The following is a 25,186-nucleotide window of genomic DNA, read 5'->3' as shown; positions in this document are numbered from 1 at the left end:
TCCTTCGAGACGACACGGTGTTGCGTGATCTGTTGAGGTCAACCATGTCGCGGGGGAACGGCTGCGGCTTGAGTACGCGTACCTACCTTGGCTCGGCGATCGGACCTGTTTCGTGTGGGTGCACTCGCTCGTGCCCGTTAGGCGTCCATGAACCGAACCTACAATTTGTAGGCCACCGTTTCGCAACAGGGCAGAGAGGAAGCCCGTTGCAGAGCGAATGCCACACGAGCTGGAAGGTGCCGCCCGAGCACCGCGAGGCTCCGCTCGCCGTGCCGTGGGACGCGGCCCGCAGCAGGGACACCCACGCCTGGTGACATCCACCATTGCCCACCGACTCACCAGGCCAGCTGTGCGATCTCCTCCGCCACCACCGCGCACGCGTCCGCGGCCGGATCGATCAGCGGGAAGTGCCCCACGTCATCGAGGAGCGTGAGCCCCACCACCTCGCCCGCCTTCGCCGCGGCGTCCGCGTACGACTCGGCGACGGCCTGGGGTACGACGACATCCGTGCGGCCCTGGACCAGGGTCGTGGCGATTCCGGTGGGGAGGAGGAGAGCGGGATCGGCGTATGGCTGCCGCTCGGCGAACTTCCCTTCCCCGCCCAGGAGTTGAGGGGCCGCGCCTCCGCACACGTCGAGCTTCTCGGCGACGGCGAAGTCCGCGATCGGAGCGAGCGCGACGACACCGCGCAGCGGCGCGGGCCGATCCGTACGCCAGGGTGCGTCCTCCGGCAGCAGATGCCGGGCGGCGGCCCACAGGGCGAGCTGCCCGCCCGCCGAGTGGCCGGTGATCACCGTACGGCGCGCATCTGCCTGCGGCAGGGCATCCCGTACGAGACCGGGGATCGCGTCGAGTGCCGCCGCGATGTCGTCGAAGGTGTCCGGCCAACGCCCCGCGACGGAACCGTCATCGCCTTCGCCCTCCCCCGGCCCGCCACCGCCACGCCGGTACTCGACGTTGGCCACCGCGAACCCGCGCCGGGCCAGGAAGTCCGCGAACGGCGTGATGTGCCGACGGTCGTACGCGGCCCGCCAGGCGCCCCCGTGCAGAACGATGACGAACGGGGCCGACTCCTCGCCCCCGCGCGGCGCATAGAAGTCGATCACCTGGTCGGGATGGTCGCCGTACGCGGCGGTGGTGTCGGGATCGACAGGCGGATGCGAGAAGGCCGACTGCTCCTCGGCTGCGGCGCGGGCAGCGACGGCGGCGTCCGGTTCCGCGGCTACACGGGCTGCGTCGTCATCCGGCATGCTCCAACCTCTCAACGCTGTTCGAACGTTGGCCGGACGGTATCAGCCCTGTGACGTGGGCCGACATGGGGCTGTCCCGCTGTGGCGGGCGGCGGCGAACGGTGACCGGTCAGTCCAGATATGAGCACGGCAGCCACTCCGGTTCGGCCGCCCGGTAATACCCCTAATACCTGAGAGCTACGTCCCAGGTGAGCTCCCTGGCGGGACGCCGACCACGAGGTCGCGTCCGTAACTTCCTTTCCAGTTAGGCCCGATGAGCGGGTCGGTGAGCTGGGACTGGGGGCACGGGCGTCATGGGGGTACGGGGGAGGCTGAGGCTGTCGGAGCCTGGAGTGAGGTCAGAGTCTGGAGTGAGGTCAGAGTCTGGAGTGAGGCCAGAGTCTGGAGTGAGGCCAGAGTCTGGAGTGAGGCCAGAGTCTGAGGCGAGGCCGGATTCGGCGGCGGGGGCGGAGGAGGCGGCTGGGTCGGCTCGTTCGGCTCCGTCGGCTCCGTCGGCTGGTCCGGATGCTGGTTCAGCTCGGGTGCGGCGGTCGGGGTGGCTCCGGCGGCGCGGCCGGCTGTCGCGCGGTCTGCTTGCTGTGCTGGTCACGGCGGCAGTGGTCGTTCCGGTCTCCGCCGTTGCCGCGCACCCGGGGATACCGGCCCCCGCACCGGCCCGCCTCACGGCGGTGACCCCGGCCACCCTGGACGAGGCGTACGCCGCGAACCGTGCGAACGCCGCCGAGGCTGCCCGTATGGCCGCCGACCACGGCGACCACGGCCGCGCGGCGGCGGTTCGCTCCATGGCGGCCCCGGGCCGGAACTTCCTCTCCTTCGACGCCCGAGGCTCCGGCCGCGCCATCGAGGTCTTCGGCGACCTCGCGAAGGCCGAGCGCGTGGCCATGCTCGTGCCCGGCTCCGACACGAACCTGGACACGTACAAGCGCTTCCGCGCGGGCGCCGACGCCTTGCACAAACGGCTCGGGATACGTGGCGCCGTTGTCGCCTGGCTCGGCTATGAGACGCCCGGAACCATAAGCCCCGAGGTCCTCACCACGGGGCGTGCGAAGGATGCGGCGCCTGAACTGCGGGGATTCATACGGGAGTTGGAGGCCCTGAATCCGCAGGCCCAGGTCTCGCTGCTGTGCCACTCGTACGGAAGCGTTGTGTGCGCGGAGGCGGCCGAGAGCGCCTTCCGGGCCGCGGGTTCCGCCCGGTTCGCGGGGCCTGGCGAACCCGCCGGTGCGTCCCGGGCCGCCGTTGCCTCGCGCCCCGCAAGCGGTCAGGGCGCTGAGATCGGCGAGGGCGACCTCGATGTCTCCGACATCGCGCTCTTCGGCAGCCCCGGAACCGGCGCCGACTCCGTTGCCGGACTGCACACGAACGCCCGCGTCTGGGCGGGCCGGGGCGCCGACGACTGGATCGCGGACGTCCCGCACACCAAGGCCGACCTGTTCGGCACCACGGTCGGTTTCGGCACCGACCCCGTGTCGTCGGACTTCGGCGCGCGCGTTTTCGCGGCGGGCGACGGCGGCCACAGCGACTACCTCAAGCCGGGCTCGGTGTCCCTGGACAACCTCGCCCGGATCGTCCTTGGCGAGACTGCGGAGGTGACCCATGCGTGAGCTGAAGTTGAGGGGGAGGGTGGGGGAGGGGGAGGGCCCCCCGAAGGACTCCACGCGAAACGCCGCCCAGCCCGGCACCTTGCCCATCACCACCCCACCCCCGCTCCCCGGAGCAGGCCTCCTCCGGAAACGCCTCCCCCAAGAAGGCCCCCTCCGGAAACGCCTCCCCCAAAAAGCCTTCCACCGCCTCCACCGCACCGCCCACCAGATCGACACCGCCACCCCACCCCACCGCGACCGTTCCCTCGACGCCCTGCGCGCCTTCGCGATACTCGGCATAGTGCTCGGCCACTGGCTGGTCACGGCACTGGTCGCGGACGGCGGCGCGCTGCGTACGTCGAGCCCGCTGGCGTACATGCCATGGCTGGCCCCGGTCTCCTGGGTCTTCCAGACGCTCGCGGTGTTCTTCCTGGTGGGCGGGCATGTGGTGACCAAGAGTTACAAGTCGGCGCGGGCCCGTGGCATCACGTACGGGAGGTGGCTGCGTACGCGGCTGTCGCGCCTCTTCGGGCCGGTGGCCGCCGTGCTGGGCCTGTGGACGGTGGCCGCCGTCTGCCTGCTGGTGACGGGGACGGGTGTGCCGACGGTGCATGCGTTGCTGAAGCTCGTCCTGTCGCCCCTGTGGTTCTTGCTGGTCTTCGCCGCGCTGACGGCGCTGACCCCACTCGTTGCCCGGGTCAACCCGCTGTGGCCGCTGGCCGTGGTTCTCCATGTGGACCTCATACGGTTCGGTTTCGGCGGTCCGGCCTGGCTGGGCTGGATCAATGTGGCGGCGGGCTGGCTGGTCCCGTACACGCTGGGGGCGGCCTGGATGCGGGGTGAGCTGACGCGACGTGCCGGGTGGGTGCTGCTGATCGGTGGTGCGGCGACGACCGCGGGGCTCGTCGCGTGGGCCGGTTACCCGGCGTCGATGGTCGGCGTCCCCGGCTCCGCGGTCTCCAACCTCAACCCGCCGACCCTGGCCGCCGTCACCTTCGGTCTGGCCCAGTGCGGTCTGGCGTTGCTGCTCCGGGAGCCGTTGCGCCGGGCGATGCGGCGGCCCGTGGCGTGGGCGGCGGTGGCGTTCGTCAACCTCTCCGCGATGACGATCTTCCTGTGGCACCAGACGGCGCTGATGTCGGTCACCGCGACGGGCCTGTTCGCGGGCCGTCTCCCGGGACTGCACACCACTCCCGACAGCCTGGCCTGGGTGCTGGCCCGCTTCGCCTGGCTCCCGGTCTTCGCCCTCGCCCTCCTGGTGTGCTGGGCCGCCTTTCGCTCCTACGAGCAGGGGCGCCGCCGTCGCGGTGGGCGCCTGTCGCGCGTGGTCCACGTACAGCGTGGCAGGGCGGGGGCCAAGGGAGTTCGCCGTGCATAGGGTTGTGCGGATGAGAGCGGTGGAGAAGCGCCTTGCGCGGGGACTGCGGGTGCTGCGCGAGGACCTGTGGACCGGGAAGGCGGACCCGTTGCCGCCCTCGGTGTGGTTGCGCTGGCTGCCGCACGGTCTGGTGATCCTGGTCGCGATCGGCAGCACCATCGCCAACGCGGACCAGTTCGGCGACGGCTACAACCTGGGTACCGAGTACGGCCTGGTGTGCGCGCTGGCTCAGGGCGCCGCCGTGGGGTTGGCGCTGCGGTGGCCGGTCCCGGCGTGGCAGCTGTCGATGGTGGCCACGGTCGTGGTGGCCATGGGAGCACGGTCTCAACTGAACCAGCTCGACTTCACTCCTCCCTGGCCATGGGGACCGCCCGGTCTGGTCGCGCACGCGATGGTGCTGTTCCTGTTGGCGCTGCGGGTACCCACCCGCGTCTCCGCAGAGGTGTTCGCCCTGACCGCGCTGGTCACCTGGGTGGTGCAGGGCCTCATCGGTGCCGCGAACTACTCGTCTACGGGCACGCTGGCCGTGGCCCTGTTCGCCGGCGTCATCCTCCTCGGCAGCGCCCAGCGCGGTCGCCGCGAAGCCCGTACCCAACTCGTCGAGCAGGCCGGTATCACCGCCGAGGAACGCGCCCGCCGTACGGTCCTCGAGGAGCGCAACCGCATAGCGCGCGAGCTGCACGACGTGGTCGCCCACCACATGTCGGTGATCTCCATCCAGGCCCAGGTCGCCCCCCACCTGGTCAAGGACCCTTCCGACGAGCTCAGGGAGAACCTCGACGGCATCCGGCAGAACGCACTGGAGGCGCTCACCGAGCTGCGCCGTGTCCTGGGCGTACTGCGCTCGGAGAACCCCGAGGACCCGTACGGGATCGGCGCTCCCGGTACCGGAGCCGCCCCCGATGCGCCACAACCCACCCTCGACCGCCTCGACGTGCTCGTCGAGAACACGCGCGCCGCCGGCATGAAGGTGAACACCGAGATCAGCGGCGAGGTGCTTCCGTTGCCGCCGGGTGTGGAGCTGTCCGCGTACCGGATCATCCAGGAGGCGCTGAGCAACGCGCTGCGGCACGCGCCCGGTTCGGAGGTGCGCGTGGAGCTCACGCACGTCCCGCGTGGCCTGCAGATCCGGGTCGCCAACTCCGCGCCCCGGCGCCCCGCCCCGCCGTCGCCGGGTGCGGGACATGGTCTGCTGGGAATGCGGGAGCGCGCGGCGATGCTCGGTGGCACCCTCATGGCGACGGAGACGTCCGACGGCGGCTTCATGGTGGAGGCCTTCCTGCCCCGCGCCGGAACCGCCACCCTCGACGCCTCCGCTCACGACGCCACTACCCCCGACGCCACCACCCCCGACAACTCCACAGAATCCCCAGGAGAACGATTATGAAGAGCGGCACCATCCGCGTACTCATCGCCGACGACCAGCAGATGGTCCGGCAGGGCTTCTCGGTGCTGCTCAACACCCAGCCCGACATCGATGTGATCGGCCAGGCGGTCGACGGCCTGGACGCGGTCGCCCAGGTCGCCGAACTCGCCCCGGATGTCGTCCTGATGGACATCCGCATGCCGGAACTCGGCGGCATCGAGGCCACTCGCCGCATCGTCGACAAGACACCGCAGATCAAGGTGCTGGTGCTGACCACGTTCGATCTCGACGAGTACGTGTATGACGCGCTGCGCGCGGGTGCCTCCGGGTTTCTGCTGAAGGACGCGTCCGCCGACAAGCTGGCGGAGGCGGTCAGGGTGGTCGCCGCGGGGGACGCACTGCTCGCGCCCGGGATCACGAGGCGGCTGATCGCCCGGTTCTCCCAGCTCGACGGGGCTCCCCGCGCCCCTCTCAAGGAGCGCGTCGGTGAGCTGACCGAGCGCGAGACGGAGGTCCTCGCCCTGATCGCGCAGGGTCTGTCGAACGCCGAGATCGCCGAGCGGCTGGTGGTCGCCGAGCAGACGGTGAAGACCCATGTGGGCCGGATCCTGGTGAAGTTGGGGCTGCGGGACCGGACGCAGGCGGCGGTGTTCGCGTACGAGTCGGGTCTGGTACGGCCCGCCGGGTACTGAACCGCCGATTCCGCCGGTCCCCCGGGCTACCCGTAGTACCTGAGAGGGATTCCGGAGGACCATTCTCACTGGTGACGACCGCGAGCCGCCCGCCGCTTACTGTTTTCAACGTGACCGAGACGACCCAGACGCAGACGACACCCCCACGGGGCGGAGCCAAGTCGCGCACTCCTGAGTACCGGCTGGCCGTGGAGGCCCTGCGCGGGATGCGGCAGGAGCTGTTCCACGACGCGTTCGCCTACCGCCCGCTGCCGCGCATGAGCGTGGACGGCCCGATCACCCGGCGGCTGCCCGGGCGCCTGCGGGTGTACGCGGGGTGGACCCCGCACGCCGTGGTGCTGGCGGGCGGCTTGCTGGCGGCGCTCATAGCCGGGACCGCGAGCGACGGCGACGAGGCCACCGCGATGATCGCGGCCCTCCTCGTCTTGGTCCCGGTCCTGCTGACGCTGGTCCGACCCATCGCCGCCTTCTGGGCGTCGATCGCAGTCACTCCGTTCGACGCGGTGCTCAGCGGCGGCGGTTCTGCGGGCTGGCCGTGGGCGCCCGGTGCTTTTGCCGCGCACCTGGTGGTGCTCACGGTCGTGGCGCTCCGGACGCGTCCCCGCACGGCAGCGTGGATGTGGGCCCTGACGGCTTGCTATGGAATCCTCGCGGAGCTCGTCGCCGGCTCGGACTACTACTCCTCCACCGCCGGCCCGATGCTGTTCGTCTCCGCACTGGCCCTCCTGGTCGTCGCCGTCGTCCACATACGCCGTACGGCAGAGCGGCAGGTGATCGCCCAGCAGACGGTGACCGAACACGAGCGTTCCAAGCGGACCCTGCTCGAGGAGCGTACGACCATCGCTCGCGAGCTGCACGATGTCGTGGCCCACCACATGTCGGTGGTCGCGATCCAGGCGGAGGCCGCGCCCTACCGGGTGGAGAACCCGCCACCGGAGCTGGAGCACGCGTTCGCGGTGATACGGGAGAACGCGGTGATCGCACTCTCCGAACTGCGCCGGGTCCTCGGTGTCGTCCGCGCGGAGGACTACGAGGCCCCCGACGCCCCGCAGCCGACCCTCGCCGACCTGGACGGGTTGCTGACCAATGTGCGCAACGCCGGCCTGACCGTCGAGAAGGTGATCACCGGAGCCGTTCGTGAACTCCCGCAAGGCATAGAGCTGTCCGCGTACCGAATAGTCCAGGAGGCACTGAGCAACGCGCTACGGCATGCGCCGGGTGCCTCGGCCCGCGTGGAGATCGGTTATGTGCTGGGCGGCCTAGGTCTGCGGATCGTCAACGGTCCGGCGACCGAGCTGGTGAAGCCCTCGCCCGGTGCCGGGCACGGGCTCACGGGGATGCGGGAGCGGGTGACGATGCTGAACGGCGAGATGACGGCTGCGACGACGGACGACGGGGGGTACGAGGTGACGGTGTTCCTGCCGGTGCCCGTATCCGACACGGAGGCCTCGAGGGACTCGGGAGACTCCGCATGACGATCCGGGTGCTGATCGCTGACGACCAGATGATGGTCCGCGAAGGGTTCTCCGTGCTGCTCGGCGCGATGCCGGACATCGAGGTTGTCGGCGAGGCGGTCAACGGGCGGGACGCGGTGGACCGAGTGCGGGAACTCGCACCCGACGTGGTCCTGATGGACATCCGTATGCCCGAGCTCAACGGCATCGAGGCGACCCGGGAGATAGTCGCCGCGGACGGCGGGGCCAAGGTGCTGGTGCTGACCACGTTCGACCTCGACGAGTACGTGTACCAGGCGCTGCGCGCAGGGGCGTCGGGCTTCCTCCTGAAGGATGCCTCGGCACGCCAACTCGCGGACGGGGTAAGGGTGGTGGCGGCCGGCGAGGCCCTGCTCGCGCCCTCTGTCACCAGACGGTTGATCACGGAGTTCTCGAAGTTGGCGGAGGCGCCGAGCCTGTCGGCCACGGCGCGGGCGGCGGCGTACGGCGATCTGACCGAGCGGGAGACGGAGGTGCTGGTACTCATCGCGCAGGGCCTGTCCAACGGTGAGATAGCCGGGCGTCTCGTGGTCGCCGAGTCGACGATCAAGACCCATGTGAGCCGGATCCTGGTGAAGCTGGGCCTGCGGGACCGGACCCAGGCGGCGGTGTTCGCATACGAGGCGAGGTTGGTCACTCCGGGGTGAGGATCACCTCGGGGTGAGGTGGCAAGCCGGGATGGAAGGGCAAGCCGGGAAGAGAGGCACGCCGGGACGGGAGCGTGTGCCGTTCAGAGGCGGGTGTGGCGTTCTACGGAGGGGGCGGCTCTGGCGGGCCGAGACGCGGCAGGTTAGCGTCCCGACATGACAGACCCTTCCGACTCCGACCGTGCACTTGACGCGTTCGACCCCTGGGATACCGGGTTCGTCGACGATCCCTACCCCGCGTACGCCGAGTTGCGTGACCGGGGGCGGGTTCACTACTTCGAGCCCACGAACCAGTGGCTGGTGCCGCGGCATGCGGATGTGTCGGCGTTGTTGAGGGACCGGCGGCTGGGGCGGACGTATCAGCACCGGTTCACACACGAGGACTTCGGGCGGACGGCGCCGCCGGCCGAGCACGAGCCGTTCCACGTGCTCAACGACCACGGCATGCTCGACCTGGAGCCGCCGGACCACACACGGATCCGGCGTCTGGTGTCGAAGGCGTTCACGCCGCGTACGGTCGAGGGGCTGCGCCCGTACGTCCACAAGCTGGCGAACGAGCTGGTGGCGGGCCTCGTGGCGGACGGTGGCGGTGATCTGCTGACGGCGGTCGCCGAGCCGCTGCCGGTCGCCGTGATCGCCGAGATGCTGGGGATCCCGGAGTCCGACCGGGCGCCGCTGCGGCCCTGGTCGGCGGACATCTGCGGGATGTACGAGCTGAATCCCTCGGAGGAGACGGCGGCGAAGGCGGTGCGGGCGTCGGTCGAATTCACCGAGTATCTCCGGGAGTTGATCGCGGTTCGGCGCAAGGAGCCGGGGGGCGATCTGATCTCGGGGCTGATCGAGGCGTACGAGGAGGGCGACCGGCTGACCGAGCAGGAGATGATCTCCACGTGCGTTCTGCTGCTCAACGCGGGGCACGAGGCGACGGTGAACGCCACGGTCAACGGCTGGTGGGCGCTGTTCCGCAACCCCGACCAGCTGGCGGCTCTCCGCGCCGACCGCGGACTGTTGTCCACAGCTGTGGAAGAACTGATGCGTTACGACACGCCGCTTCAGCTCTTCGAGCGATGGGTGCTGGATGAGATCGAGATCGACGGGACGGTGATTCCGCGGGGGAGTGAGGTGGCGATGCTCTTCGGCTCCGCCAACCACGATCCGGCGGTCTTCGACCGGCCCGAGCGGCTCGATCTCGCCCGGGCCGAGAACCCGCACATCTCGTTCAGTGCGGGCATCCACTACTGCATCGGCGCGCCCCTCGCCCGTATCGAACTGGCCGCGTCCATGGGCGCATTGCTCGACCGAGCCCCGACACTCCGGCTGGCCGCCGAGCCGGAGCGCAAGCCGAACTTCGTCATCCGGGGCATGAAGGAGCTACAAGTGGAGGTCTGACAGTCGTACGTCGTCTGAGAGCCGCCTATCGTCCGACAGCCGTACGTCGGGCGAGGGCGGCCTGGGCGGGTTCACCCAGGTGTGCAGGGCCCACGCGGAGAGCACGAGAGCGCCGATCGTGACGGCCGTCGGCACGAGGAGTCGGGCGGCGCGCGGCCCTCGCCCGCGCAGCAGTCGTCCCACCGTCAGCCATACGGTCGCCGGTATCAGGGCGCCCGCGGCCAGGACGAGCGGCAGCTCGGTCCACAGCACGCTCAGGTCCATGCCCTGGTTCTCGAATCCGCCGCCCATGTGCACGTGGGTACGCCTCGAACCGCCCCACACGAACAGCGCGGTGAGCAGGCCCGCGACCGACAGCAGACAGCCCCCGCATCCGACGGATTCCGGCACTGATGCCCTACGCCCCATGGTCAACAAGGACGCACGCGCCGCCCCGAGGGTTCCCGGCGGACGGAGAGACCGCCGACCGCCGGAAACCCTGAAGGTGCCGCTACTTCGTCTCCAGGTCCCGTCGGCGGAAGCCCTCCAGGCCCAGCCACACCAGGCCCGCCGCGATCAGGGTGAGGAGCAGCAGTGGCGTCCAGCTCATGTCCGCGGCCGGTAGCTGCGGCACGTGGCCGAACGGGGAGACGTTGTTCATCCAGTCCGGGAACTGCAGGATCTGGCCCAGGTAGCCGACGACGAACGCGTACACAGGGACGATCCAGGCCGCCGCGCTCGCCCGCGGGAACCAGCCGAAGATCACGACCGCGACCCCGACGGTGACCCATAGCGCCGGTGCGTAGGCCAGCGCCGCGCCGACCAGTTTCAGGAGCAGCCCGCCGTCACCGGTCGAGGCCGACCCCGAGATGCCGAAGCCGAGCCCGGCGAGGAGCAGCACCAGGGTGCCACCGGTCATGGCGACGGCCAGGTGGCTGCCCACCCAGCGGGTGCGGGACAGGCCGGTCGCGAGGAGCGGTTCGGCCCGGCCCGAGGTCTCCTCGGAGCGTGGCCGAAGCGCCGCCATCACCACGTACACCGCGGCGACGACGGTGATGACCACCATGACCATGGAGGCGAAGGACTCGGCCATGCTGGCGCCGCCGATTTGTTGCAGGGCCTCCTGGATCTGGTCGATGTCCTGCAGCATGTCCTCGGCGTCGCCCAGGATCGACCCGTACATCACACCCATCACGAAGAGGCCCGCGCCGAAGCCGATGAGCGTGCCGCGGTGCAGCCGCAGTGCGAAGCCGAATGGCCGGGTCAGCGCGTCGGAGGCGACCGGGTTGCCGAGCCGGGTGGCCCGCAGTCCCGCGCCCACGTCCCGCCTGGTGGAGAGCACGAAGCCGGCGGCAGCGCAGAGCACGGCGAGCGCCAGGCAGAGCAGCAGCGGCCACCAGCGGTTTTCGACGTACACGTATGTACGCTGCACCCAGCCGATCGGCGACAGCCAGGACAGTGCGCCGTTGCTGCCCACGTCACCGGCGGCGCGCAGGACGTACGCGATGCCGATGACCGCGAGCGCCATGCCGGAGGCGCCGCGTGTGTGCGCGGTGATCTGCACGGTGATCGCGGCGACGGCGGCGAACACGATGCCGACGGCCGCGTGGTCGAAGCCGTAGAGCAGCGAGCCGCCCGTGTCGATGCCGTCGATGCCCAGGCCGCTGAGGCCGAAGGCCAGCAGCAGGGCCAGGGCCAGGTTGGCGAGCACCGCGACGGCGAGCGCGGCCGCCAGGTGGGCGTGCCGGCCCACGACGGTGGAGCGCACCAGTTCGGCGCGGTTGGTCTCCTCCTCGTTACGGGTGTGCCGGGTGATGATCAGGACGCTCATCAGGCCGACGAGGACGGCCATGAAGCCGAGCATCTGGTGGCCCAGCATCGAGCCGAAGTTGTAGTCGTCGAGGTAGTGCCGCGGTCCGGACATGGCGAGCCCGGCCGGGCTGTCCATGGTCTCGACGGCGTTGGCACGGTCCTCAGGGTCGGGGTACAGCGTCTTGTAGTTGCTCGCGGTCGAGACCGTGCCCAGGAACAGCGCGAGGATCCACACCGGGAGCCGAACGCGGTCGCGGCGCAGGTTGAAGCGGATCAGGGTGCGGGTTCCGGCCAGCGAGTTGCCGCCCGCTACGGTGCCGGCGGGTGCGGGCGCCTGCGTGGTGGCGGTTGCGGTGGTCATCGGACGGCTCCGTCACTTGTGGCGGTGGACTTGCCGTTGTCGTGCCCCCTGCCGTCGCCGTTGCCGTGCCCGTTGGCGGAGAGCTCGTCGCCGTAGTGGCGCAGCATGAGCTCTTCGAGCGTCGGCGGGTGGCTGACCAGGCTGCGGATGCCGAACTCGGTCAGCTTGCGGACCGCGCCGTCGAGCTGACCGCCGTCGACGGCGAACCGCACCCTGCCCTCGTCCGTCCGCAAGTCGTGGATGCCCGGCAGGCCGTCGAGCCCGGTGGCCGGGGTCTCGGTCTCGGCCTCGATCGTCGTGCGGGTCAGGTGCCGCATCTCGCTGAGTGTGCCCGACTGCACGATCTTCCCGAGCCGGATGATGCTCACACGGTCGGCGAGCTTCTCCACCTGGGCCAGGATGTGGCTGGACAGCAGAACGGTCTTGCCCGCGGCCTTCGCCTCGAAGATGACGTCCTGGAAGACCACCTCCATGAGGGGGTCGAGGCCCGCCGTCGGCTCGTCGAGCAGCAGAAGTTCGGCGTCGGAGGCCAGTGCGGCGACGATGGCGACCTTCTGCCGGTTGCCCTTCGAGTACGCGCGGCCCTTCTTGGTCGGGTCGAGGTCAAAGCGCTCGATGAGCTCGTCCCGGCGCTGCCGGTTGATTCCCCCGCGCAGCCGCGAGAGGAGGTCGATGGCCTCGCCGCCGGTGAGGTTGGGCCACAGCTCTACGTCGCCGGGAACGTAGGCGAGGTGCCGGTGCAGCTCCACCGCGTCGGTCCAGGGGTCGCGGCCAAGCAGCTGAGCCGCGCCCGCGTCGGCGCGCAGCAGGCCCAGCAGGACGCGGATGGTGGTGGACTTCCCGGCGCCGTTGGGGCCGAGGAAGCCGTGGACTTCGCCGGTCTCGACGTCCAGGTCGAGGCCGTCCAGCGCGTGAGTCTTGCCGAACGACTTGTGCAGTCCGGAGACAGAGATTGCCTTCGTCATGATTTTGAACCTACGCTACTTTCACAAATTTGTGAAGTTAAGGAAGCGTCAAAAGCGGCGTCTAGAATCGATAACGGCGCATGGAGCAGCGATGAGCGGCGCTGAGCAGCGGAGAGGATCGAAAGATGAGCGAACCGACTGAGGCGGGGCGGGATACGGAGGCGGTCTCGAAGTTCGTCGAGAGCTTCGCCGCGCAGTTGGTCGAGGCCGGGATGCAGCGGATGGCGGCCCGGGTGTTCGCGGCGTTGCTCGCCTCCGACTCCGGGGCGATGACCTCCGTCGAACTCGGCGAGCAGCTGCAGATCAGCCCGGCCGCCGTGTCCGGAGCCGTGCGCTATCTCGCGCAGCAGCACATGGTCTCGCGCGAGCGTGAACCCGGCTCCCGGCGCGAGCGGTATCGCGTCCACAGCAACCAGTGGTACGAGGCGGCGACCAATCGGGGCGCGGTGCTCAAGCGCTGGGAGTACGCCTTGCGGGAGGGGGTCGACGGTCTCGGCCCCGAGACCCCCGCCGGACGGCGGCTCGCCGAGACCCTGGCGTTCTTCGAGTTCTTCGACAGCGAGCTCACCAAGATGATGGATCGCTGGCGGATCCACCGGGAGGAGCACTTCGGCACCGGCTGACCGCGGGAACGTGCCGCTCACGCCCCCGGCAACGTCAGCCCCCACGCCCCCGCCCGCACCGTCCACGTCCGCGTCCGTACCGGCCCCGACACCAGGGCGTCCGCCCGGTACCGGAAGTGCGCGCCCGACACGGTGACCGTGCTGCCCCGGGCCAGGAGCGGTGAGGCCTCCGCGCCCACCGACACCGGGCGGACCTCGACCTCGGCCACGCCCGCGTCCCCCGGTGCCACCGACACCCCCTCCACCGGCTGGTCCAGATCCACCAGCGTCACCCCGTCGACCTCGACCCGCAGCCGGGACGGCCCGGAGCCGCCGTTCGCGGAGGCGGTACGGGACGGACGTACGGGCACCAGCGTGCGGACGAGGGACTGGCAGGTACGCAGCCAGGGGTGACCGGAGGAAGCCCCCGGCTCGGCGTCCGACTCGCTCTCCCTGTCCTCCTCGTCCGTCCCCGTAGTCCCCATCCCCGCCCCCGGCCGCGCGGCGAGCGGCGGGATCCGCAGCGCGCCCAGCACCACCCCGTCGCTGTCGTCGACGAGCAGGTCCAGCCGCCGCTCGACCCCGTCCAGGACCGCCCGCGCCCCCGCCACTGCACCCGTGGGCACCCCCAGGGACCGTACGAGCGAGATCGCACCGCCCACCGGCACGACCGACAGCGCACATCCAGCCAGCTCCCGCTGCCGGTGCAAAACGGACACCGCACGCAGCAGGGCACGATCGTCCCCCACCACAACGGGCCGCCGGGACCCTCGCCGACGCAGTGCCCTGGCGAATTCCTCGGGCCCGTCGGGGAGGCATACTTTCGTGGTCGCACCCGCGCTGAGCACGTCTTTTGCGATCCGTACCGCCTCACCGTCATTGCGACGGGCGACCGGGTCGATGACCACCAGAAGCTGGTCGGAAGCAGCCACCTCGGTCATGCCTCGCTTCCTCGGGTAGCATCTTTGTGCAAGAGCCCCTTGCGCTATTGCGCCAGGGGCTTCGTCTATTCCGGGGCATCCGGTCCGACGGGTCGCGGCCAACGAAGGTCGCCGGTGTACGCGGCACAAGCCGTGCAGCGTACGCCCCTGATGTTGGACATGCCCCACCCGGAAGGGGTGTACGCCTGTGCCCGCACTTGTGCTGCTCGGTGCTCAGTGGGGTGACGAAGGCAAGGGAAAGGCCACCGACCTGCTCGGTGGATCCGTGGACTACGTGGTGCGCTACCAGGGCGGCAACAACGCCGGCCACACGGTGGTCGTGGGCGACCAGAAGTACGCCCTGCATCTCCTCCCTTCCGGAATCCTCTCGCCCGGATGCACGCCGGTCATCGGTAACGGTGTCGTCGTCGACCCGTCGGTCCTGCTCTCCGAGCTGAGCGGTCTGAACGAGCGCGGCGTCGACACGTCCAAGCTGCTGATCAGCGGAAACGCTCACATCATCACGCCGTACAACGTCACCGTGGACAAGGTGACGGAACGCTTCCTCGGGAAGCGGAAGATCGGCACGACGGGCCGAGGCATCGGCCCCACCTACGCCGACAAGATCAACCGCGTGGGCATCCGCGTCCAGGACCTGTACGACGAGTCGATCCTGACCCAGAAGGTCGAGGCGGCCCTCGACATCAAGAACCAGGTCCTGACCAAGCTCTACAACCGCCGCGCGATCGCCGTCGGCCAGGTCGTGGACGAACTGCTGGGCTACGCCGCGCAGATCGAGCAGTACGTCGCCGACACCGTCCTGGTCCTCAACCAGGCCCTGGAGGCCGACAAGGTGGTCCTCTTCGAGGGCGGCCAGGGCACGCTCCTCGACATCGACCACGGCACGTACCCCTTCGTGACCTCGTCGAACCCGACCGCGGGCGGCGCCTGCACGGGCGCGGGCGTGGGCCCGACGAAGATCAGCCGGGTCATCGGCATCCTGAAGGCCTACACGACCCGGGTCGGCGCCGGCCCCTTCCCGACCGAACTCTTCGACGAGGACGGCGAGGCCCTGCGCCGCATCGGCGGCGAGCGCGGCGTGACGACGGGCCGCGACCGCCGCTGCGGCTGGTTCGACGCGGTCATCGCCCGTTACGCGACCCGCGTCAACGGCCTCACCGACTTCTTCCTCACCAAGCTCGACGTCCTCACCGGCTGGGAGCAGATCCCGGTCTGCGTGGCGTACGAGATCGACGGCAAGCGAGTAGAGGAACTCCCGTACTCCCAGACCGACTTCCACCACGCGAAGCCGGTCTACGAGCTGCTCCCCGGCTGGTCCGAGGACATCAGCAAGGCCAAGACCTTCGCCGACCTCCCCAAGAACGCCCAGGACTACGTCAAGGCGCTGGAGGAGATGTCGGGAGCGCCGATCTCGGCGATCGGCGTGGGCCCGGGGCGGGACGAGACGATCGAGATCAACTCGTTCATCTGAGACGCCATCCGCTGCTTCCAAGAGGCAGCCGTGCGGCGGCCGACCTTGTGTACGTCGGCCGTCGCACGCCGCGCACCAGGCCACGCCGGCCGCATGGTGTGACTAATCTGTCCGCCATGAAGGAGCCAGGATGCTGCTGGGATTCCGGGTGGCGAATGTCCGGTCCCTGCGGGTGGAGGAAGGGCGAAGGCGGGACGAAGGGCCGATCCAGCAGACCCCGCCAGGTCCACGTCTTCGCCGAGGGCGAGGCCACCGAGTCCGAGTACGTCGACATCCTCGTGAAGAACGGCACCCCGGCCAAGGTGGGGGAGACTGTCCAGCACCACATCGGAAATCCCAACGCCGAGAGCAAGCCCTTACGCCAGGTTCAAGAAGCCGGCGAGTGATGGAGAAAGGGGCAGGCTGATGGCGTCCAGGAAGCCTCCGACTGAGCGGCAGCAGCGTTTGGGTGCAGAGTTGCGCAAGATGCGTGAGCAGGTTGGGTTGTCGCTGACCGAGGCTGCCGAACTGCATCGCGTCGACAAGGCCACGATCAGTAACACGGAGTCCGCCCGGTACGGCGTGAGTTCGGACCGTGTCCGTGTATGGGCCGCCAACTACTCCTGCCCGGACCGCAAGTATGTCGACGCGCTTGCCGAGATGGCCAGGGAGCGGGGTGCGAACTGGTGGGACACGTACAGGGGGCTCGTCCCGGCGGTTCTTCTGGACCTGGCGGAGTTGGAGCACCATGCGGTCGCACTCCGCACCGCGCAGCTCACACACATGCCGGGGCTTCTCCAGCACGAGGACTACGCACGTGCGGTCATCGGGGAGGCGGTCCCTGATCCCGCTCCCGAGGACCTCGACCGCAAGGTCGAGTTTCGTGTCAGGCGAAGCGCCGTACTTGACCTGGAGGAGCCGCCGTCGTGCACGTTCCTCATCCACGAGGCGGCGTTGCGCATGTTGTTCGGCGGTGCCCGGGTAGCCAAGCGCCAACTGGCGTACCTACTGGAGCAGTCCGATCGGGAGAATGTGACCGTACGGATTCTCCCGTTCGCAGCCGGCGGATTCCCCAGTGCCGGAAGCTCGACCATGTACGCCTACGGCCCTGTTGCACAGCTCGACACGGTGCAGTCGGACACGCGTCTGGGGTCAAGGTTCCTCCACGCCGAGACTCATCGCGCGAACTACCGCATGGTCTTGGATCGTATGGAGGAGCGTTCCCTGGACCCTGACCGTTCACGGGAGTTCATTCGTGAAGTCGTACAGCAACTCTGAAGGCGTGAGAAGAGTGGATGTCCAGTGGCGTAAGTCCTCGTTCTCCGAGGACTCCGACGGCAACTGCGTCGAAGTCGCCTTGTGCGACGATGACGTGCTCATACGTGAGAGCGATGAGCCGGGTGCGATCGTGACGACCACATCGGAACGGCTCCGCACGTTCCTGGTCGGCATCAGGGCGGGTGCGGTCGGCCACTCGTCGTAGGCGCTCCCAGCCAACTGGCCCCCAACCTGGCTCAGATGGGGGCCAGTTGTTGTTCGGGGCATCCAAGCGAAGAAGGCATATGCCGAACCTTGCAGCAATGCGCCTCAATATTGAGATGACGCGTATGTTGGGGCTACAGTTTCAACTACATGCTGTGACCTGTCGGTTGCAGAGCAAGTAGAAGCCCCGGCGGTGTCGGAAGCACCCCGGGGCATGGCCAACGCCTCGTAGGAGCGTCAGCATGTCCAACCGTATCCGGCCCGGCCTCGCGCGAACACTCGTGCACGTGGCCGTCTTCTTCCTCGCGTGCCTCTTGCGCGTGCTCGTCCCCATCCCGGCATCGGACGTGGTCCGGCGACCGCCGGGTTACCGGCTCCTCGTCGCCGGTGCCGAGATCCCCGCGCTGCCGCCGTATCTGCTGCGGTCACGCAGAACGGCAACCGCGCCCGCACGCCGTCCCGCCTCCCGTGTCCGTCCCTATCTGATCGCGCACGAGCAGCGCATGCGCCGTAGGGCGCTGGCGCTCGCGCTCGACGGGATCGACGTCGGGCCCCAGGTGATCCATGGGCATCGGATCGGCGAGCCGGTCGTGCGCCGGGCGATGGCGTCCGTGGGGGTGGCGGCCTGATGAGCGAACCCCGGATGCAGGTAAGTCGCGTACCCAGCAAGCCCGTACGGCGGGACGAGGACGGCACGCTCACCATCGATCTCTGGCTGCGCAGGGACGGTGCCTTCGAGTCGGACCTCGCGCTGCGCCTCACGCCCGCTGAGGCGGAGGTCCTGCACGCCCAGCTCTGCTACGCGCTCGACGACGCGACGGTCTCGGTGACCACGCCGGTGTCCAAGCTGCCCGACTGCCGCAAGCCCGCCGTGGGCAGCCAGGGAGTCCACTGGCCGTAGGAACGGATTCTCCAGGTGTGGGCGGCACGAGGCACGAACACGAACGTGTCGCCCACGCCGACCGTAGCCGCCTCTTCCCCGGTGCAGGCGGGGGCTCCCAGCTGCGTAACACTTGGTGTTACGGTTCTGGTATGGCGATTGTACGTTTCTCGATCAGCATGCCGGCCGAGGTGCGTGACCGGATAAGGGAGCACGCCGCGGACGCCGGACTCGACGTTTCCACGTTCCTGGCGATCGCCGCCCAGGCGCAGATGGACCAGCAGGATCGGGTCAGGGAGATCTTCGAGCCCTTCCAGAAGGCGCGCACGGAGGCCGAGGAGCAAGCTGGTACGGGTGTCTGGGCAGGCGACGACATCGAGCCGACAGAGGGGGAGCAGGCGGAGGTCGACGCGATTCTCGGCTCTGCACCGCACAACGAGGCCGCCGCGTGAACGTGGTCGTGTACGACACGGGCATGCTGATGGCGCTGGTCGACCAGGAACGCCGGGCGCACATCCTGCACAAGGGGTTCGTCACGGCCGGCGGACACAAGCCGATCGTCCCCGGTCCCGCCCTGTCACAGGCATGGCGGACAAGCCCGAAAACGGCCTACGCCTGGAAGCGTCTCCTTGCCGATGTCTTCGTGTACCCCGTTGACAGGGCCCGGTACGCCGACGGTCTTCCGCCGCGCTGTCTCCCCTGTGCGGGAGGAGTGAACATCGAGGGCTGGAAGACACTCGGCGACATGATCGGTTCTGCTGCACTACCGCCGAAGAAGCGCCCCGATCCGGTCGACGCCCTGGCCGTCTTCATCGCGGCCAGTCACGGCGGAGGCAGCGTTCTCACCTCCGACCGCGACGACATCGATGCGTACGCCGCCACACTGCCCGGCGGCAACGTCTCGGCCGTGGCCGTTTGACGTAGGCCCTCATGGCTGTGCGAATCCAGGCAACTCTCTCTCAGGGGACGCCGCCTCACGCCTCTCCGCTCCCCGTCCCGCAGCATGGACCCCCATGCGGTTGACCGTGACACAGGGGAGGCGTGAGGCATGGTTACCGGAGCGGACAGGAAAACCGGCCAGCAGGCCGAGGCGGCACGTGTACGTTCCCGCACTCTGCCTGGCTGCCGCCGACGGTTTGCGCAAGGGGCCGGCGGAGCACACCGGGGCCCTGCCCGCGGCCGAGATCGTCGAGTTGGACTTCGCGGGCGCGTCCACCGTGGGCGCGTTGCTGCGTGACGGTGTGGAGTGGCGTCTCGGCCACGCGGTCCACCTGTCCCGCCCGACACCGGACTGGCCGGACGGCCGGCACGTGGTGACCGCGGACCCTGGCCCCGTACGCGGACATGCCTCTCGTACACGCCATCAGGGTGCCGGGGCAACGGTGACCTGGGCCGGATGAGCGAGCCTGGCCTACCGGTGTGCCCCGCACTCGACCGGGGGCACACCGGTAGGCCGAGGTTCTCGGCCTCAGGCGTCCGGCCGACTGAGCCCGGATACGCCAGATGGTCCACATGCCGCATCCTCGTTCGCGGCACATACTGGACAAAAGCTGAGAAGTTGACCAGCTCGAATCCCCGAGGAGAGGTGCGTGCGATGCGCGTCATGCTCAAGGCGACCCTGGACACTGAGAAGGCGAACGAGGTCATTCACAGCGGCAAGCTCCAGGAGCTGATCAAGTCGGTGCTGGAGAAGACCAAGCCGGAGGCCGCCTACTTCGGTCCTGTGGATGGCCGGCGGACCTGCTTCCTGATTTTCGACATGAAGGACAGCTCGGAGCTGCCCCCGACCGGTGAACCGTTCTTCAGCGACCTCAACGCCAAGGTCGAGGTAAGTCCGATCATGAACCTCGAAGACCTGCAGAAGGGACTGTCGCAGCTGGGGTGACCCTCAGCTGAAGACGATCATCGACCCCTGCGCCAGGCTGCGCGTAGCCGCCGCGTGCAGGCCCAGCCACACATGCCGCTCCCGGGCGAAGGGGCTCGAGTCGAAGGGAGCGGGGGCGGCCGGTTCCTCCAGCGACGTGGGGGCCATGGGGGGTTCCGGCGGCAGCGGCGGGTTCGCGGGGTCGATGCCGATCGACGGGGCCACGAACTCCAGCTCGCGCAGCAGCGTCTGGGAGGAGCCCAAGGGGCCGCCGCCCGCGAGGAGTTCGTCGTTCGAGAGCGGGTGCGGGAAGTCGACGGGGACGTACGCGCCCGCGTGGTCGTAGTGCCAGACCAGGTGCGACTGCTGGGCCGTCGCCTCGAAGATCTCCAGCAACTGCTCGTAGTCGCCAACCAGGTCGTCGACCGGGGTCACCGCGAGACCGCGCACCTGCAGCAGGTACGCGCGGCGCAGGAAATGCAGCGCGTCGTAGTCGAAGCCCGCGACGGGGGCCACGTCGCCGGAGAGTCCTGGCATGTACTGGTACACCGGCACCGGTGGGAGTCCGGCCTCGCTCAGGGCCTTGTCGTAGAGCGCCAGTTCCTCGGCGAAGGGGTTGTCGGGGGTGTGGCACAACACGTCGACGAGTGGGACCAGCCACAGGTCACAGGCCAACAGATGACTCCTCGGGTAGCACGGTGGTCAAAGCAGGGTAATGGCTGGCAAGCGCCGTAAGCCCTTGTCGTACAGATCCGCCTACCCACGCCCCGCCGCCCCACATCCCCATGCGCCCCATGAGGTCTCATCCCGCCGCCAGCCGTTCGATGAGTGCCAGCGAGTGCGTGTTGTACGCGGTGACGATCTCGTGTGCCGCCTCGGCGTCGCGGCGGGCGAGGGCGTCCACGAGGGCGGTGTGCTCGGCCCAGAGGTGGCCGCGCAGATCGACCGTATGCAGGTACTGGACCGCGCACACCCAGGACTGGACGCGCAGCCGGTGCAGGAAGTCGGCGAGGTAGGGGTTGCCGAACAGATTGCTGAGCTCGCGCCAGAAGCGCAGGTCGTAGCCGATCAGTATGTTCAGGTCACCGGCCGCGGCAGCCCGCTCGGCCTCCTCGCCGCGGCGGCGCACTCCGGCGAGGACGGCGGCTTGGCGCGGGTCGTCGGCGCGCGGGTCCAGGGCGGCGCGGGCGGCCCGGCTGATGTCGGACTTCTCGTCCAGGTACTGGTGGAACAGGCCGTCCGTGACCAGGCTCCGGGCCTCGATCATGTCCCGGTAGTCGGCCGGCGAGTACTCGTGCACGCGGAAACCGCGGTGCTGGTCCGCGTCCAGCAGACCCTGCGCCGACAGGTCGACCAGGGCCTCGCGGACGGGGGTCGCGGAGACGCCGTACTGCTCGGCGATCTCCTTCACCGTGAACTCCTGGCCCGGCTTCAGGCGCCCGGCCAGCACCTCGTCACGCAGCGCGTCCGCGATCTGCTGTCGCAGCGTGCTGCGCGTCACGGCGCCGTTGCCGCCGGTGCCGGGCATGGTCCTGGTCCTCCTCGATCGGTCGGTACTCGCGCGTATCTACGAGCACGTACGTCCATATCTACGAGCACGTCACCATACGCGTTCGACTTCGCGAGGAACCGGTTATTGACAGCATGCTGTCGAAATGACAGCATGCTTACATAAACATCAAGCCACCCGAGGAGAAGCCATGGTCGCCACAACCGCCCGTAAGCCTGTCCACCTCGCCGTCTACGACACCTTCGCCGACTGGGAGACCGGGCACACGACCGCGTATCTCGCCCGCGCCGGATACGAGATCCGGACCGTGGGACCCAGTCGCGCACCGGTGACGAGCATCGGCGGCCTGCGGATCCAGCCGGACCTGGCCCTCGATGACGTACGCCCCGAGGACAGCTCCCTGCTGATCCTCACCGGCGCCGACCTCTGGGACACAAGCGACGACCTCGCACCGTTCGCCCGCAAGGCGCGCGGCTTCCTCGACGCGGACGTCCCCGTCGCCGCCATCTGCGGAGCCACCGCCGGGCTGGCCCGCGAAGGCCTGCTCGACGACCGCGACCACACCAGCGCCATCTCCTTCTATCTGGCCGCCACCGGATACAAGGGCGGCGAGCGGTACGTAGACGCCGACGCCGTGACCGACGGGAAGCTGATCACCGCCGGTCCCACCGAACCCGTCGCCTTCGCCCGCGAGGTGTTCGGGATGCTCGGTGTGTACGAGGGCGAGGTGCTGGACGCCTGGTACCGGCTGTTCCACGACTCGGACCCGGAGGCGTACGCCGTTCTCGAAGCGGCCGGCCAGTGAGCCGCGAGCGTCAGGACCTGCTCAGCCGCAGCGCCCTCGGCGTCTTCCGGCTCAACGGCCAATTCCTCTCGGTGGCAGAGGAGTTGGCCCGGCCCGCCGGACTGACCGCGGCCTGGTGGCAGGTACTCGGAGCCGTGGTGTCCGAGCCCCTGCCCGTCTCCGGGATCGCCCGCGCGATGGGCATCACCCGCCAGAGCGTGCAACGGATCGCCGACCTGCTCGTCGAGAAGGGGCTAGCCGAGTACGCGCCCAACCCCGCCCACCGCCGCGCCAAACTGCTCACTCCGACCGAGGACGGCCGCGCCGCCATGGCGAAGATCCACCCCGGCCACGCGGCCCTCGCCGACCGCCTCGCGGACGCCCTCGGAGACGACGGCTTCGCCGAGACCGTACGCGTGTTGGAACGCCTGTCACAGGCGCTCGACCAGCTCTCGTCGACCGCGCCACCTGTTACGGAGCTGTAGAGACCGCCCGGCCTTCCAGCCCGTACGGCCGCACTATCCTCACCGTGTCGCACACGCACGGGGTAGGGGGCGCCGGCCATGGAGAAGCTGGGACAGGGGGAGCCGTCGGGCATCCCCCAGGCCGGAGGCGGGGGACGGATCGGCGCGTACCGGCTGCTGGCGCGGCTGGGGTCCGGCGGGATGGGGAACATATATCTGGCGCGTTCCGACCGGGGCCGTACCGTCGCCGTGAAGCTGGTGCGGCAGGAGCTCGCCGAGCAGGAGGAGTTCCGGGCGCGGTTCCGGCAGGAGGTGCGGAACGCGCGGCGGGTCGGCGGGTACTGGACCGCACCCGTGCTCGACGCGGACACGGAGGCCGCGATTCCGTGGGTGGCGACCGGTTATGTCGCCGGGCCCTCCCTGCAGACCGTCGTCGGGCACGACCACGGCCCGCTGCCGGAGCGTTCCGTACGCATCCTCGCGGCGGGACTCGCCCACGCCCTCAAGGACATCCACGCCGCCGGGATCGTCCACCGCGACCTCAAGCCCTCGAACGTACTCGTCACGATCGACGGCCCCCGCGTCATCGACTTCGGGATCGCGCGCGCCCTGGAGACGGTGACCGACGGAGGGCTGACGCGGACCGGCGCGCTCGTCGGCTCGCCCGGGTTCATGGCTCCCGAGCAGGTCCGCGGCGACCGCATCACTCCGGCCTGCGACGTCTTCTGCCTGGGTTCCGTCCTCGCGTACGCGGCTACCGGCGAGCTTCCCTTCGGCACCTCCAACAGCGGGGTGCACGCCCTGATGTTCCGCATCGCGCAGGAGGAGCCGGACCTGGAGCCGCTGCCGGAGGGCCTCGCCGATCTCGTACGGCTCTGTCTGCGCAAGGACCCGGCCGCCCGCCCGAGCCTCGACGACATCCTGGAACGCACCGGCGCGGAGGACACCGTCGCCGACGGCCGCAGCCGCGACCCCTGGCTGCCGAGCATGCTGGTGGCCCAACTGGGGCGCCATGCTGTGCAGTTGCTGGAGACCGAGAATCCGGAGGGGTCGGAGGCCCCGGAGAAGCCGGAGAAGCCGGAGAATCCCCAGCGTTCGGCGGAGGGGGCCGAGCGGGGCTGGAACGCCGAGAAGCCGGCGGGTCCGGCGGGCTCTGGAGGTTCAGCGGGTCCGGCGGGCTCCGCGAAGGCGGCGGCTGGAGGTTCGGCGGGTCCGGCGGGCGCCGCGGGCGTGGCCGCCGTGGGAGGCGCGTCGGGTCCGGCTGCCGCGGACGCCCCAAAGCCCCACGCCCCCAGCCCCGCTCCCCACCCCGAAGCCTCCCCCGAACACGCCCCCGCCGCCGACGACTCCGCCCCGCCCTCGCCGGGCACACCGGGCAGCGCCCCGCTGGATCACCTGCCCACGACGGTCAACTCGGGCGGCACGCCTCCGCCGACCCCTCCGCCGGGCCCGGCCTACGGCTATCCACAGCAGCACCCGCAGCCCGCCGGATACGGTTACCCGCAGCAGCCCGGCACCTGGGGTGCGCCCGAGGGGTACGCGCCCGCGCCGGGCTCGACTCCCCCGTACGGGCCCGCCTACGGGCCGGGAGTCGGCGCCCCGCAGCAGCCACCCCACCGAAGCGGCCGCTCCACCGCCTTCCTGCTCGTGGTGGCCCTGGTCGTCGCGCTCGCCGCAGGCGGATCGGTCTACGCGCTGATGAGCGGCGGCGAGGACGGCAACGGCGCGGGCGGCGACACCACGGCGACCCCGACCGCCAGCGCACCCACAACCGACCCGACCAGCCAGAACCCGGACCAGGACCCGACCGCCGAGCCATCGAAGGCCACGGAGGAGAGCCCGGTCGGCGGTGTGATCCCGACCAAGTACCTCGGCAGTTGGGTGGCGGTCTTCCGCACCGACCAGGGCAGCAACACCCGAAGGCTCACCATCCAGCAGGGCCAGGTCGGCGACATCGTGCTCTCGCTCACGGCGGGCGGCCCGGAGAGGCTGGAGGGCGACGAAGGCGACCGTACGTACCACTGCGTCTTCCAGGCGAGGCTCGCCGCGGCCCCGACCGCCGACGGACCGCTCCGCATCGGCCCGTCCACAGTCACCGTCGGCGAACCTCCCAGCTCCTGCACCCCGGGCGAGGCCTCGGAGCTGACCATCCTCCCGGACGGCAGCCTGCGCCGCCTGACCGACGGGAGCGGCGCCGAGCTGACGTACAACAGGACGGACTGAGCAGCGAGTTGAGGTCCGCAGCTGTGAACTCGCTGAACTGGAGCTGAACTTCCGCTGTCGTGTCCCTTATG

The 25,186-nt window shown here is 69.7% G+C and carries 28 protein-coding genes; 21 read left to right on the top strand and 7 right to left on the bottom strand.

The genetic code is table 11. The features are described from left to right. Window positions 1–335: 335 nt before the first annotated feature. Window positions 336–1,250, bottom strand: coding sequence for an alpha/beta hydrolase (locus tag OHT21_RS21345; RefSeq protein ID WP_328769961.1), 915 nt, complete (start codon window positions 1,248–1,250; stop codon window positions 336–338). A 578-nt stretch (window positions 1,251–1,828) separates the two neighbouring features. Here OHT21_RS21345 and OHT21_RS21340 point away from each other — a divergent pair. The 7 genes from OHT21_RS21340 (at window position 1,829) to OHT21_RS21310 (ending at window position 9,798) form a co-directional block, all read left to right on the top strand. Then, entirely contained in the window at window positions 1,829–2,854 is a 1,026-nt protein-coding gene (locus tag OHT21_RS21340) for an alpha/beta hydrolase (protein WP_443050409.1), read from the top strand. Then, complete coding sequence (locus tag OHT21_RS21335) at window positions 2,847–4,211, top strand: acyltransferase family protein (protein ID WP_328769959.1); 1,365 nt, start codon at window positions 2,847–2,849, stop codon at window positions 4,209–4,211. The genes OHT21_RS21340 and OHT21_RS21335 overlap by 8 nt, the downstream gene beginning before the upstream one ends. Before the next feature lie 10 nt (window positions 4,212–4,221). Next, the gene (locus tag OHT21_RS21330) at window positions 4,222–5,598 is read left to right on the top strand and encodes a sensor histidine kinase (protein WP_328769958.1); all 1,377 of its coding nucleotides are present in this window, start codon (window positions 4,222–4,224) and stop codon (window positions 5,596–5,598) included. Continuing rightward, entirely contained in the window at window positions 5,595–6,269 is a 675-nt protein-coding gene (locus OHT21_RS21325) for a response regulator transcription factor (protein WP_328769957.1), read from the top strand. Before OHT21_RS21330 ends, OHT21_RS21325 begins: the two co-directional genes overlap by 4 nt. Window positions 6,270–6,379: 110 nt before the next feature. Beyond that, the gene (locus tag OHT21_RS21320; protein ID WP_328769956.1) at window positions 6,380–7,744 is read left to right on the top strand and encodes a sensor histidine kinase; all 1,365 of its coding nucleotides are present in this window, start codon (window positions 6,380–6,382) and stop codon (window positions 7,742–7,744) included. After that, window positions 7,741–8,409, top strand: a complete 669-nt coding sequence (locus OHT21_RS21315; protein WP_328769955.1) for a response regulator transcription factor — start codon at window positions 7,741–7,743, stop codon at window positions 8,407–8,409. The genes OHT21_RS21320 and OHT21_RS21315 overlap by 4 nt, the downstream gene beginning before the upstream one ends. Before the next feature lie 156 nt (window positions 8,410–8,565). Further along, window positions 8,566–9,798, top strand: a complete 1,233-nt coding sequence (locus OHT21_RS21310) for a cytochrome P450 (protein ID WP_328769954.1) — start codon at window positions 8,566–8,568, stop codon at window positions 9,796–9,798. Here OHT21_RS21310 and OHT21_RS21305 read toward each other — a convergent pair. The 3 genes from OHT21_RS21305 to OHT21_RS21295 form a co-directional block, all read right to left on the bottom strand. Then, complete coding sequence (locus tag OHT21_RS21305) at window positions 9,781–10,188, bottom strand: hypothetical protein (RefSeq protein WP_328769953.1); 408 nt, start codon at window positions 10,186–10,188, stop codon at window positions 9,781–9,783. The two genes, OHT21_RS21310 and OHT21_RS21305, sit on opposite strands and share 18 nt — an antisense overlap. A 100-nt stretch (window positions 10,189–10,288) precedes the next feature. Next, window positions 10,289–11,950 carry an ABC transporter permease gene (locus OHT21_RS21300; protein WP_328769952.1) on the bottom strand — a complete coding sequence of 554 codons (1,662 nt, stop codon included), beginning with the start codon at window positions 11,948–11,950 and terminating at the stop codon, window positions 10,289–10,291. Continuing rightward, complete coding sequence (locus OHT21_RS21295) at window positions 11,947–12,915, bottom strand: ABC transporter ATP-binding protein (RefSeq protein WP_328769951.1); 969 nt, start codon at window positions 12,913–12,915, stop codon at window positions 11,947–11,949. The genes OHT21_RS21300 and OHT21_RS21295 overlap by 4 nt, the downstream gene beginning before the upstream one ends. A 125-nt stretch (window positions 12,916–13,040) precedes the next feature. Here OHT21_RS21295 and OHT21_RS21290 point away from each other — a divergent pair, with 125 nt between their 5' ends. Then, on the top strand, window positions 13,041–13,538 hold the full coding sequence (locus tag OHT21_RS21290; RefSeq protein ID WP_328769950.1) for a GbsR/MarR family transcriptional regulator: 498 nt from the start codon (window positions 13,041–13,043) through the stop codon (window positions 13,536–13,538). Window positions 13,539–13,555: 17 nt separating this feature from the next. Here OHT21_RS21290 and OHT21_RS21285 read toward each other — a convergent pair whose 3' ends face one another. Continuing rightward, complete coding sequence (locus tag OHT21_RS21285) at window positions 13,556–14,458, bottom strand: diacylglycerol kinase (RefSeq protein WP_328769949.1); 903 nt, start codon at window positions 14,456–14,458, stop codon at window positions 13,556–13,558. 187 nt (window positions 14,459–14,645) lie between these two features. Between OHT21_RS21285 and OHT21_RS21280 the strand changes: the two genes are divergently transcribed. From OHT21_RS21280 to OHT21_RS21235, 10 genes are all read left to right on the top strand, one after another. Next, complete coding sequence (locus OHT21_RS21280; RefSeq protein WP_328769948.1) at window positions 14,646–15,929, top strand: adenylosuccinate synthase; 1,284 nt, start codon at window positions 14,646–14,648, stop codon at window positions 15,927–15,929. A gap of 116 nt (window positions 15,930–16,045) precedes the next feature. Then, entirely contained in the window at window positions 16,046–16,315 is a 270-nt protein-coding gene (locus OHT21_RS21275) for a hypothetical protein (RefSeq protein WP_328769947.1), read from the top strand. 19 nt (window positions 16,316–16,334) lie between these two features. Beyond that, window positions 16,335–17,186: a helix-turn-helix domain-containing protein gene (locus tag OHT21_RS21270; RefSeq protein ID WP_328769946.1), complete on the top strand. Its 852-nt coding sequence runs from the start codon at window positions 16,335–16,337 to the stop codon at window positions 17,184–17,186. A gap of 4 nt (window positions 17,187–17,190) precedes the next feature. Continuing rightward, window positions 17,191–17,391, top strand: a complete 201-nt coding sequence (locus OHT21_RS21265; RefSeq protein WP_328769945.1) for a DUF397 domain-containing protein — start codon at window positions 17,191–17,193, stop codon at window positions 17,389–17,391. Between the two features lie 241 nt (window positions 17,392–17,632). Continuing rightward, window positions 17,633–18,019, top strand: a complete 387-nt coding sequence (locus OHT21_RS21260) for a hypothetical protein (RefSeq protein ID WP_328769944.1) — start codon at window positions 17,633–17,635, stop codon at window positions 18,017–18,019. After that, window positions 18,019–18,291: a hypothetical protein gene (locus OHT21_RS21255; protein WP_328769943.1), complete on the top strand. Its 273-nt coding sequence runs from the start codon at window positions 18,019–18,021 to the stop codon at window positions 18,289–18,291. The genes OHT21_RS21260 and OHT21_RS21255 overlap by 1 nt, the downstream gene beginning before the upstream one ends. Before the next feature lie 131 nt (window positions 18,292–18,422). Then, entirely contained in the window at window positions 18,423–18,722 is a 300-nt protein-coding gene (locus tag OHT21_RS21250) for a hypothetical protein (protein ID WP_328769942.1), read from the top strand. Continuing rightward, window positions 18,719–19,189, top strand: coding sequence for a hypothetical protein (locus OHT21_RS21245; RefSeq protein ID WP_328769941.1), 471 nt, complete (start codon window positions 18,719–18,721; stop codon window positions 19,187–19,189). The genes OHT21_RS21250 and OHT21_RS21245 overlap by 4 nt, the downstream gene beginning before the upstream one ends. A gap of 178 nt (window positions 19,190–19,367) precedes the next feature. After that, complete coding sequence (locus OHT21_RS21240; RefSeq protein ID WP_328769940.1) at window positions 19,368–19,670, top strand: hypothetical protein; 303 nt, start codon at window positions 19,368–19,370, stop codon at window positions 19,668–19,670. A gap of 194 nt (window positions 19,671–19,864) precedes the next feature. After that, window positions 19,865–20,155, top strand: coding sequence for a DUF3303 family protein (locus OHT21_RS21235; protein ID WP_328769939.1), 291 nt, complete (start codon window positions 19,865–19,867; stop codon window positions 20,153–20,155). Between the two features lie 3 nt (window positions 20,156–20,158). Here the strand turns inward: OHT21_RS21235 and OHT21_RS21230 are convergent, their stop codons facing one another. Together OHT21_RS21230 and OHT21_RS21225 are read right to left on the bottom strand one after the other, a co-directional pair. Further along, window positions 20,159–20,809 carry a hypothetical protein gene (locus OHT21_RS21230; RefSeq protein ID WP_328769938.1) on the bottom strand — a complete coding sequence of 217 codons (651 nt, stop codon included), beginning with the start codon at window positions 20,807–20,809 and terminating at the stop codon, window positions 20,159–20,161. 127 nt (window positions 20,810–20,936) lie between these two features. Further along, window positions 20,937–21,662, bottom strand: a complete 726-nt coding sequence (locus OHT21_RS21225) for a GntR family transcriptional regulator (RefSeq protein ID WP_328769937.1) — start codon at window positions 21,660–21,662, stop codon at window positions 20,937–20,939. A gap of 172 nt (window positions 21,663–21,834) precedes the next feature. Between OHT21_RS21225 and OHT21_RS21220 the strand changes: the two genes are divergently transcribed. The 3 genes from OHT21_RS21220 (at window position 21,835) to OHT21_RS21210 (ending at window position 25,115) form a co-directional block, all read left to right on the top strand. Beyond that, on the top strand, window positions 21,835–22,449 hold the full coding sequence (locus tag OHT21_RS21220) for a type 1 glutamine amidotransferase family protein (protein ID WP_328769936.1): 615 nt from the start codon (window positions 21,835–21,837) through the stop codon (window positions 22,447–22,449). After that, window positions 22,446–22,913: a MarR family winged helix-turn-helix transcriptional regulator gene (locus tag OHT21_RS21215; RefSeq protein WP_328769935.1), complete on the top strand. Its 468-nt coding sequence runs from the start codon at window positions 22,446–22,448 to the stop codon at window positions 22,911–22,913. The genes OHT21_RS21220 and OHT21_RS21215 overlap by 4 nt, the downstream gene beginning before the upstream one ends. A 78-nt stretch (window positions 22,914–22,991) precedes the next feature. Further along, a complete protein-coding gene (locus OHT21_RS21210) occupies window positions 22,992–25,115 on the top strand; it encodes a serine/threonine-protein kinase (protein ID WP_328769934.1) in 2,124 nt (707 codons plus the stop codon). The last annotated feature ends 71 nt before the right edge of the window (window positions 25,116–25,186 follow it).

Origin of the sequence: Streptomyces sp. NBC_00286, assembly GCF_036173125.1 — a bacterium.
Classification (GTDB): domain Bacteria; phylum Actinomycetota; class Actinomycetes; order Streptomycetales; family Streptomycetaceae; genus Streptomyces.
This window is presented reverse-complemented; position numbering and strand designations above follow the sequence as displayed.

Excerpts from the sequence above, each read along its gene's own strand:
- OHT21_RS21345 (WP_328769961.1), bottom strand. The coding sequence starts at position 1,250 with ATGCCGGATGACGACGCAGCCCGTGTAGCCGCGGAACCGGACGCCGCC.
- OHT21_RS21335 (WP_328769959.1), top strand. The coding sequence starts at position 2,847 with ATGCGTGAGCTGAAGTTGAGGGGGAGGGTGGGGGAGGGGGAGGGCCCC.
- OHT21_RS21330 (WP_328769958.1), top strand. The coding sequence starts at position 4,222 with ATGAGAGCGGTGGAGAAGCGCCTTGCGCGGGGACTGCGGGTGCTGCGC.
- OHT21_RS21325 (WP_328769957.1), top strand. The coding sequence starts at position 5,595 with ATGAAGAGCGGCACCATCCGCGTACTCATCGCCGACGACCAGCAGATG.
- OHT21_RS21315 (WP_328769955.1), top strand. The coding sequence starts at position 7,741 with ATGACGATCCGGGTGCTGATCGCTGACGACCAGATGATGGTCCGCGAA.
- OHT21_RS21310 (WP_328769954.1), top strand. The coding sequence starts at position 8,566 with ATGACAGACCCTTCCGACTCCGACCGTGCACTTGACGCGTTCGACCCC.
- OHT21_RS21300 (WP_328769952.1), bottom strand. The coding sequence starts at position 11,950 with ATGACCACCGCAACCGCCACCACGCAGGCGCCCGCACCCGCCGGCACC.
- OHT21_RS21295 (WP_328769951.1), bottom strand. The coding sequence starts at position 12,915 with ATGACGAAGGCAATCTCTGTCTCCGGACTGCACAAGTCGTTCGGCAAG.
- OHT21_RS21290 (WP_328769950.1), top strand. The coding sequence starts at position 13,041 with ATGAGCGAACCGACTGAGGCGGGGCGGGATACGGAGGCGGTCTCGAAG.
- OHT21_RS21285 (WP_328769949.1), bottom strand. The coding sequence starts at position 14,458 with ATGACCGAGGTGGCTGCTTCCGACCAGCTTCTGGTGGTCATCGACCCG.
- OHT21_RS21275 (WP_328769947.1), top strand. The coding sequence starts at position 16,046 with ATGAAGGAGCCAGGATGCTGCTGGGATTCCGGGTGGCGAATGTCCGGT.
- OHT21_RS21270 (WP_328769946.1), top strand. The coding sequence starts at position 16,335 with ATGGCGTCCAGGAAGCCTCCGACTGAGCGGCAGCAGCGTTTGGGTGCA.
- OHT21_RS21260 (WP_328769944.1), top strand. The coding sequence starts at position 17,633 with ATGTCCAACCGTATCCGGCCCGGCCTCGCGCGAACACTCGTGCACGTG.
- OHT21_RS21255 (WP_328769943.1), top strand. The coding sequence starts at position 18,019 with ATGAGCGAACCCCGGATGCAGGTAAGTCGCGTACCCAGCAAGCCCGTA.
- OHT21_RS21250 (WP_328769942.1), top strand. The coding sequence starts at position 18,423 with ATGGCGATTGTACGTTTCTCGATCAGCATGCCGGCCGAGGTGCGTGAC.
- OHT21_RS21235 (WP_328769939.1), top strand. The coding sequence starts at position 19,865 with ATGCGCGTCATGCTCAAGGCGACCCTGGACACTGAGAAGGCGAACGAG.
- OHT21_RS21225 (WP_328769937.1), bottom strand. The coding sequence starts at position 21,662 with ATGCCCGGCACCGGCGGCAACGGCGCCGTGACGCGCAGCACGCTGCGA.
- OHT21_RS21220 (WP_328769936.1), top strand. The coding sequence starts at position 21,835 with ATGGTCGCCACAACCGCCCGTAAGCCTGTCCACCTCGCCGTCTACGAC.
- OHT21_RS21210 (WP_328769934.1), top strand. The coding sequence starts at position 22,992 with ATGGAGAAGCTGGGACAGGGGGAGCCGTCGGGCATCCCCCAGGCCGGA.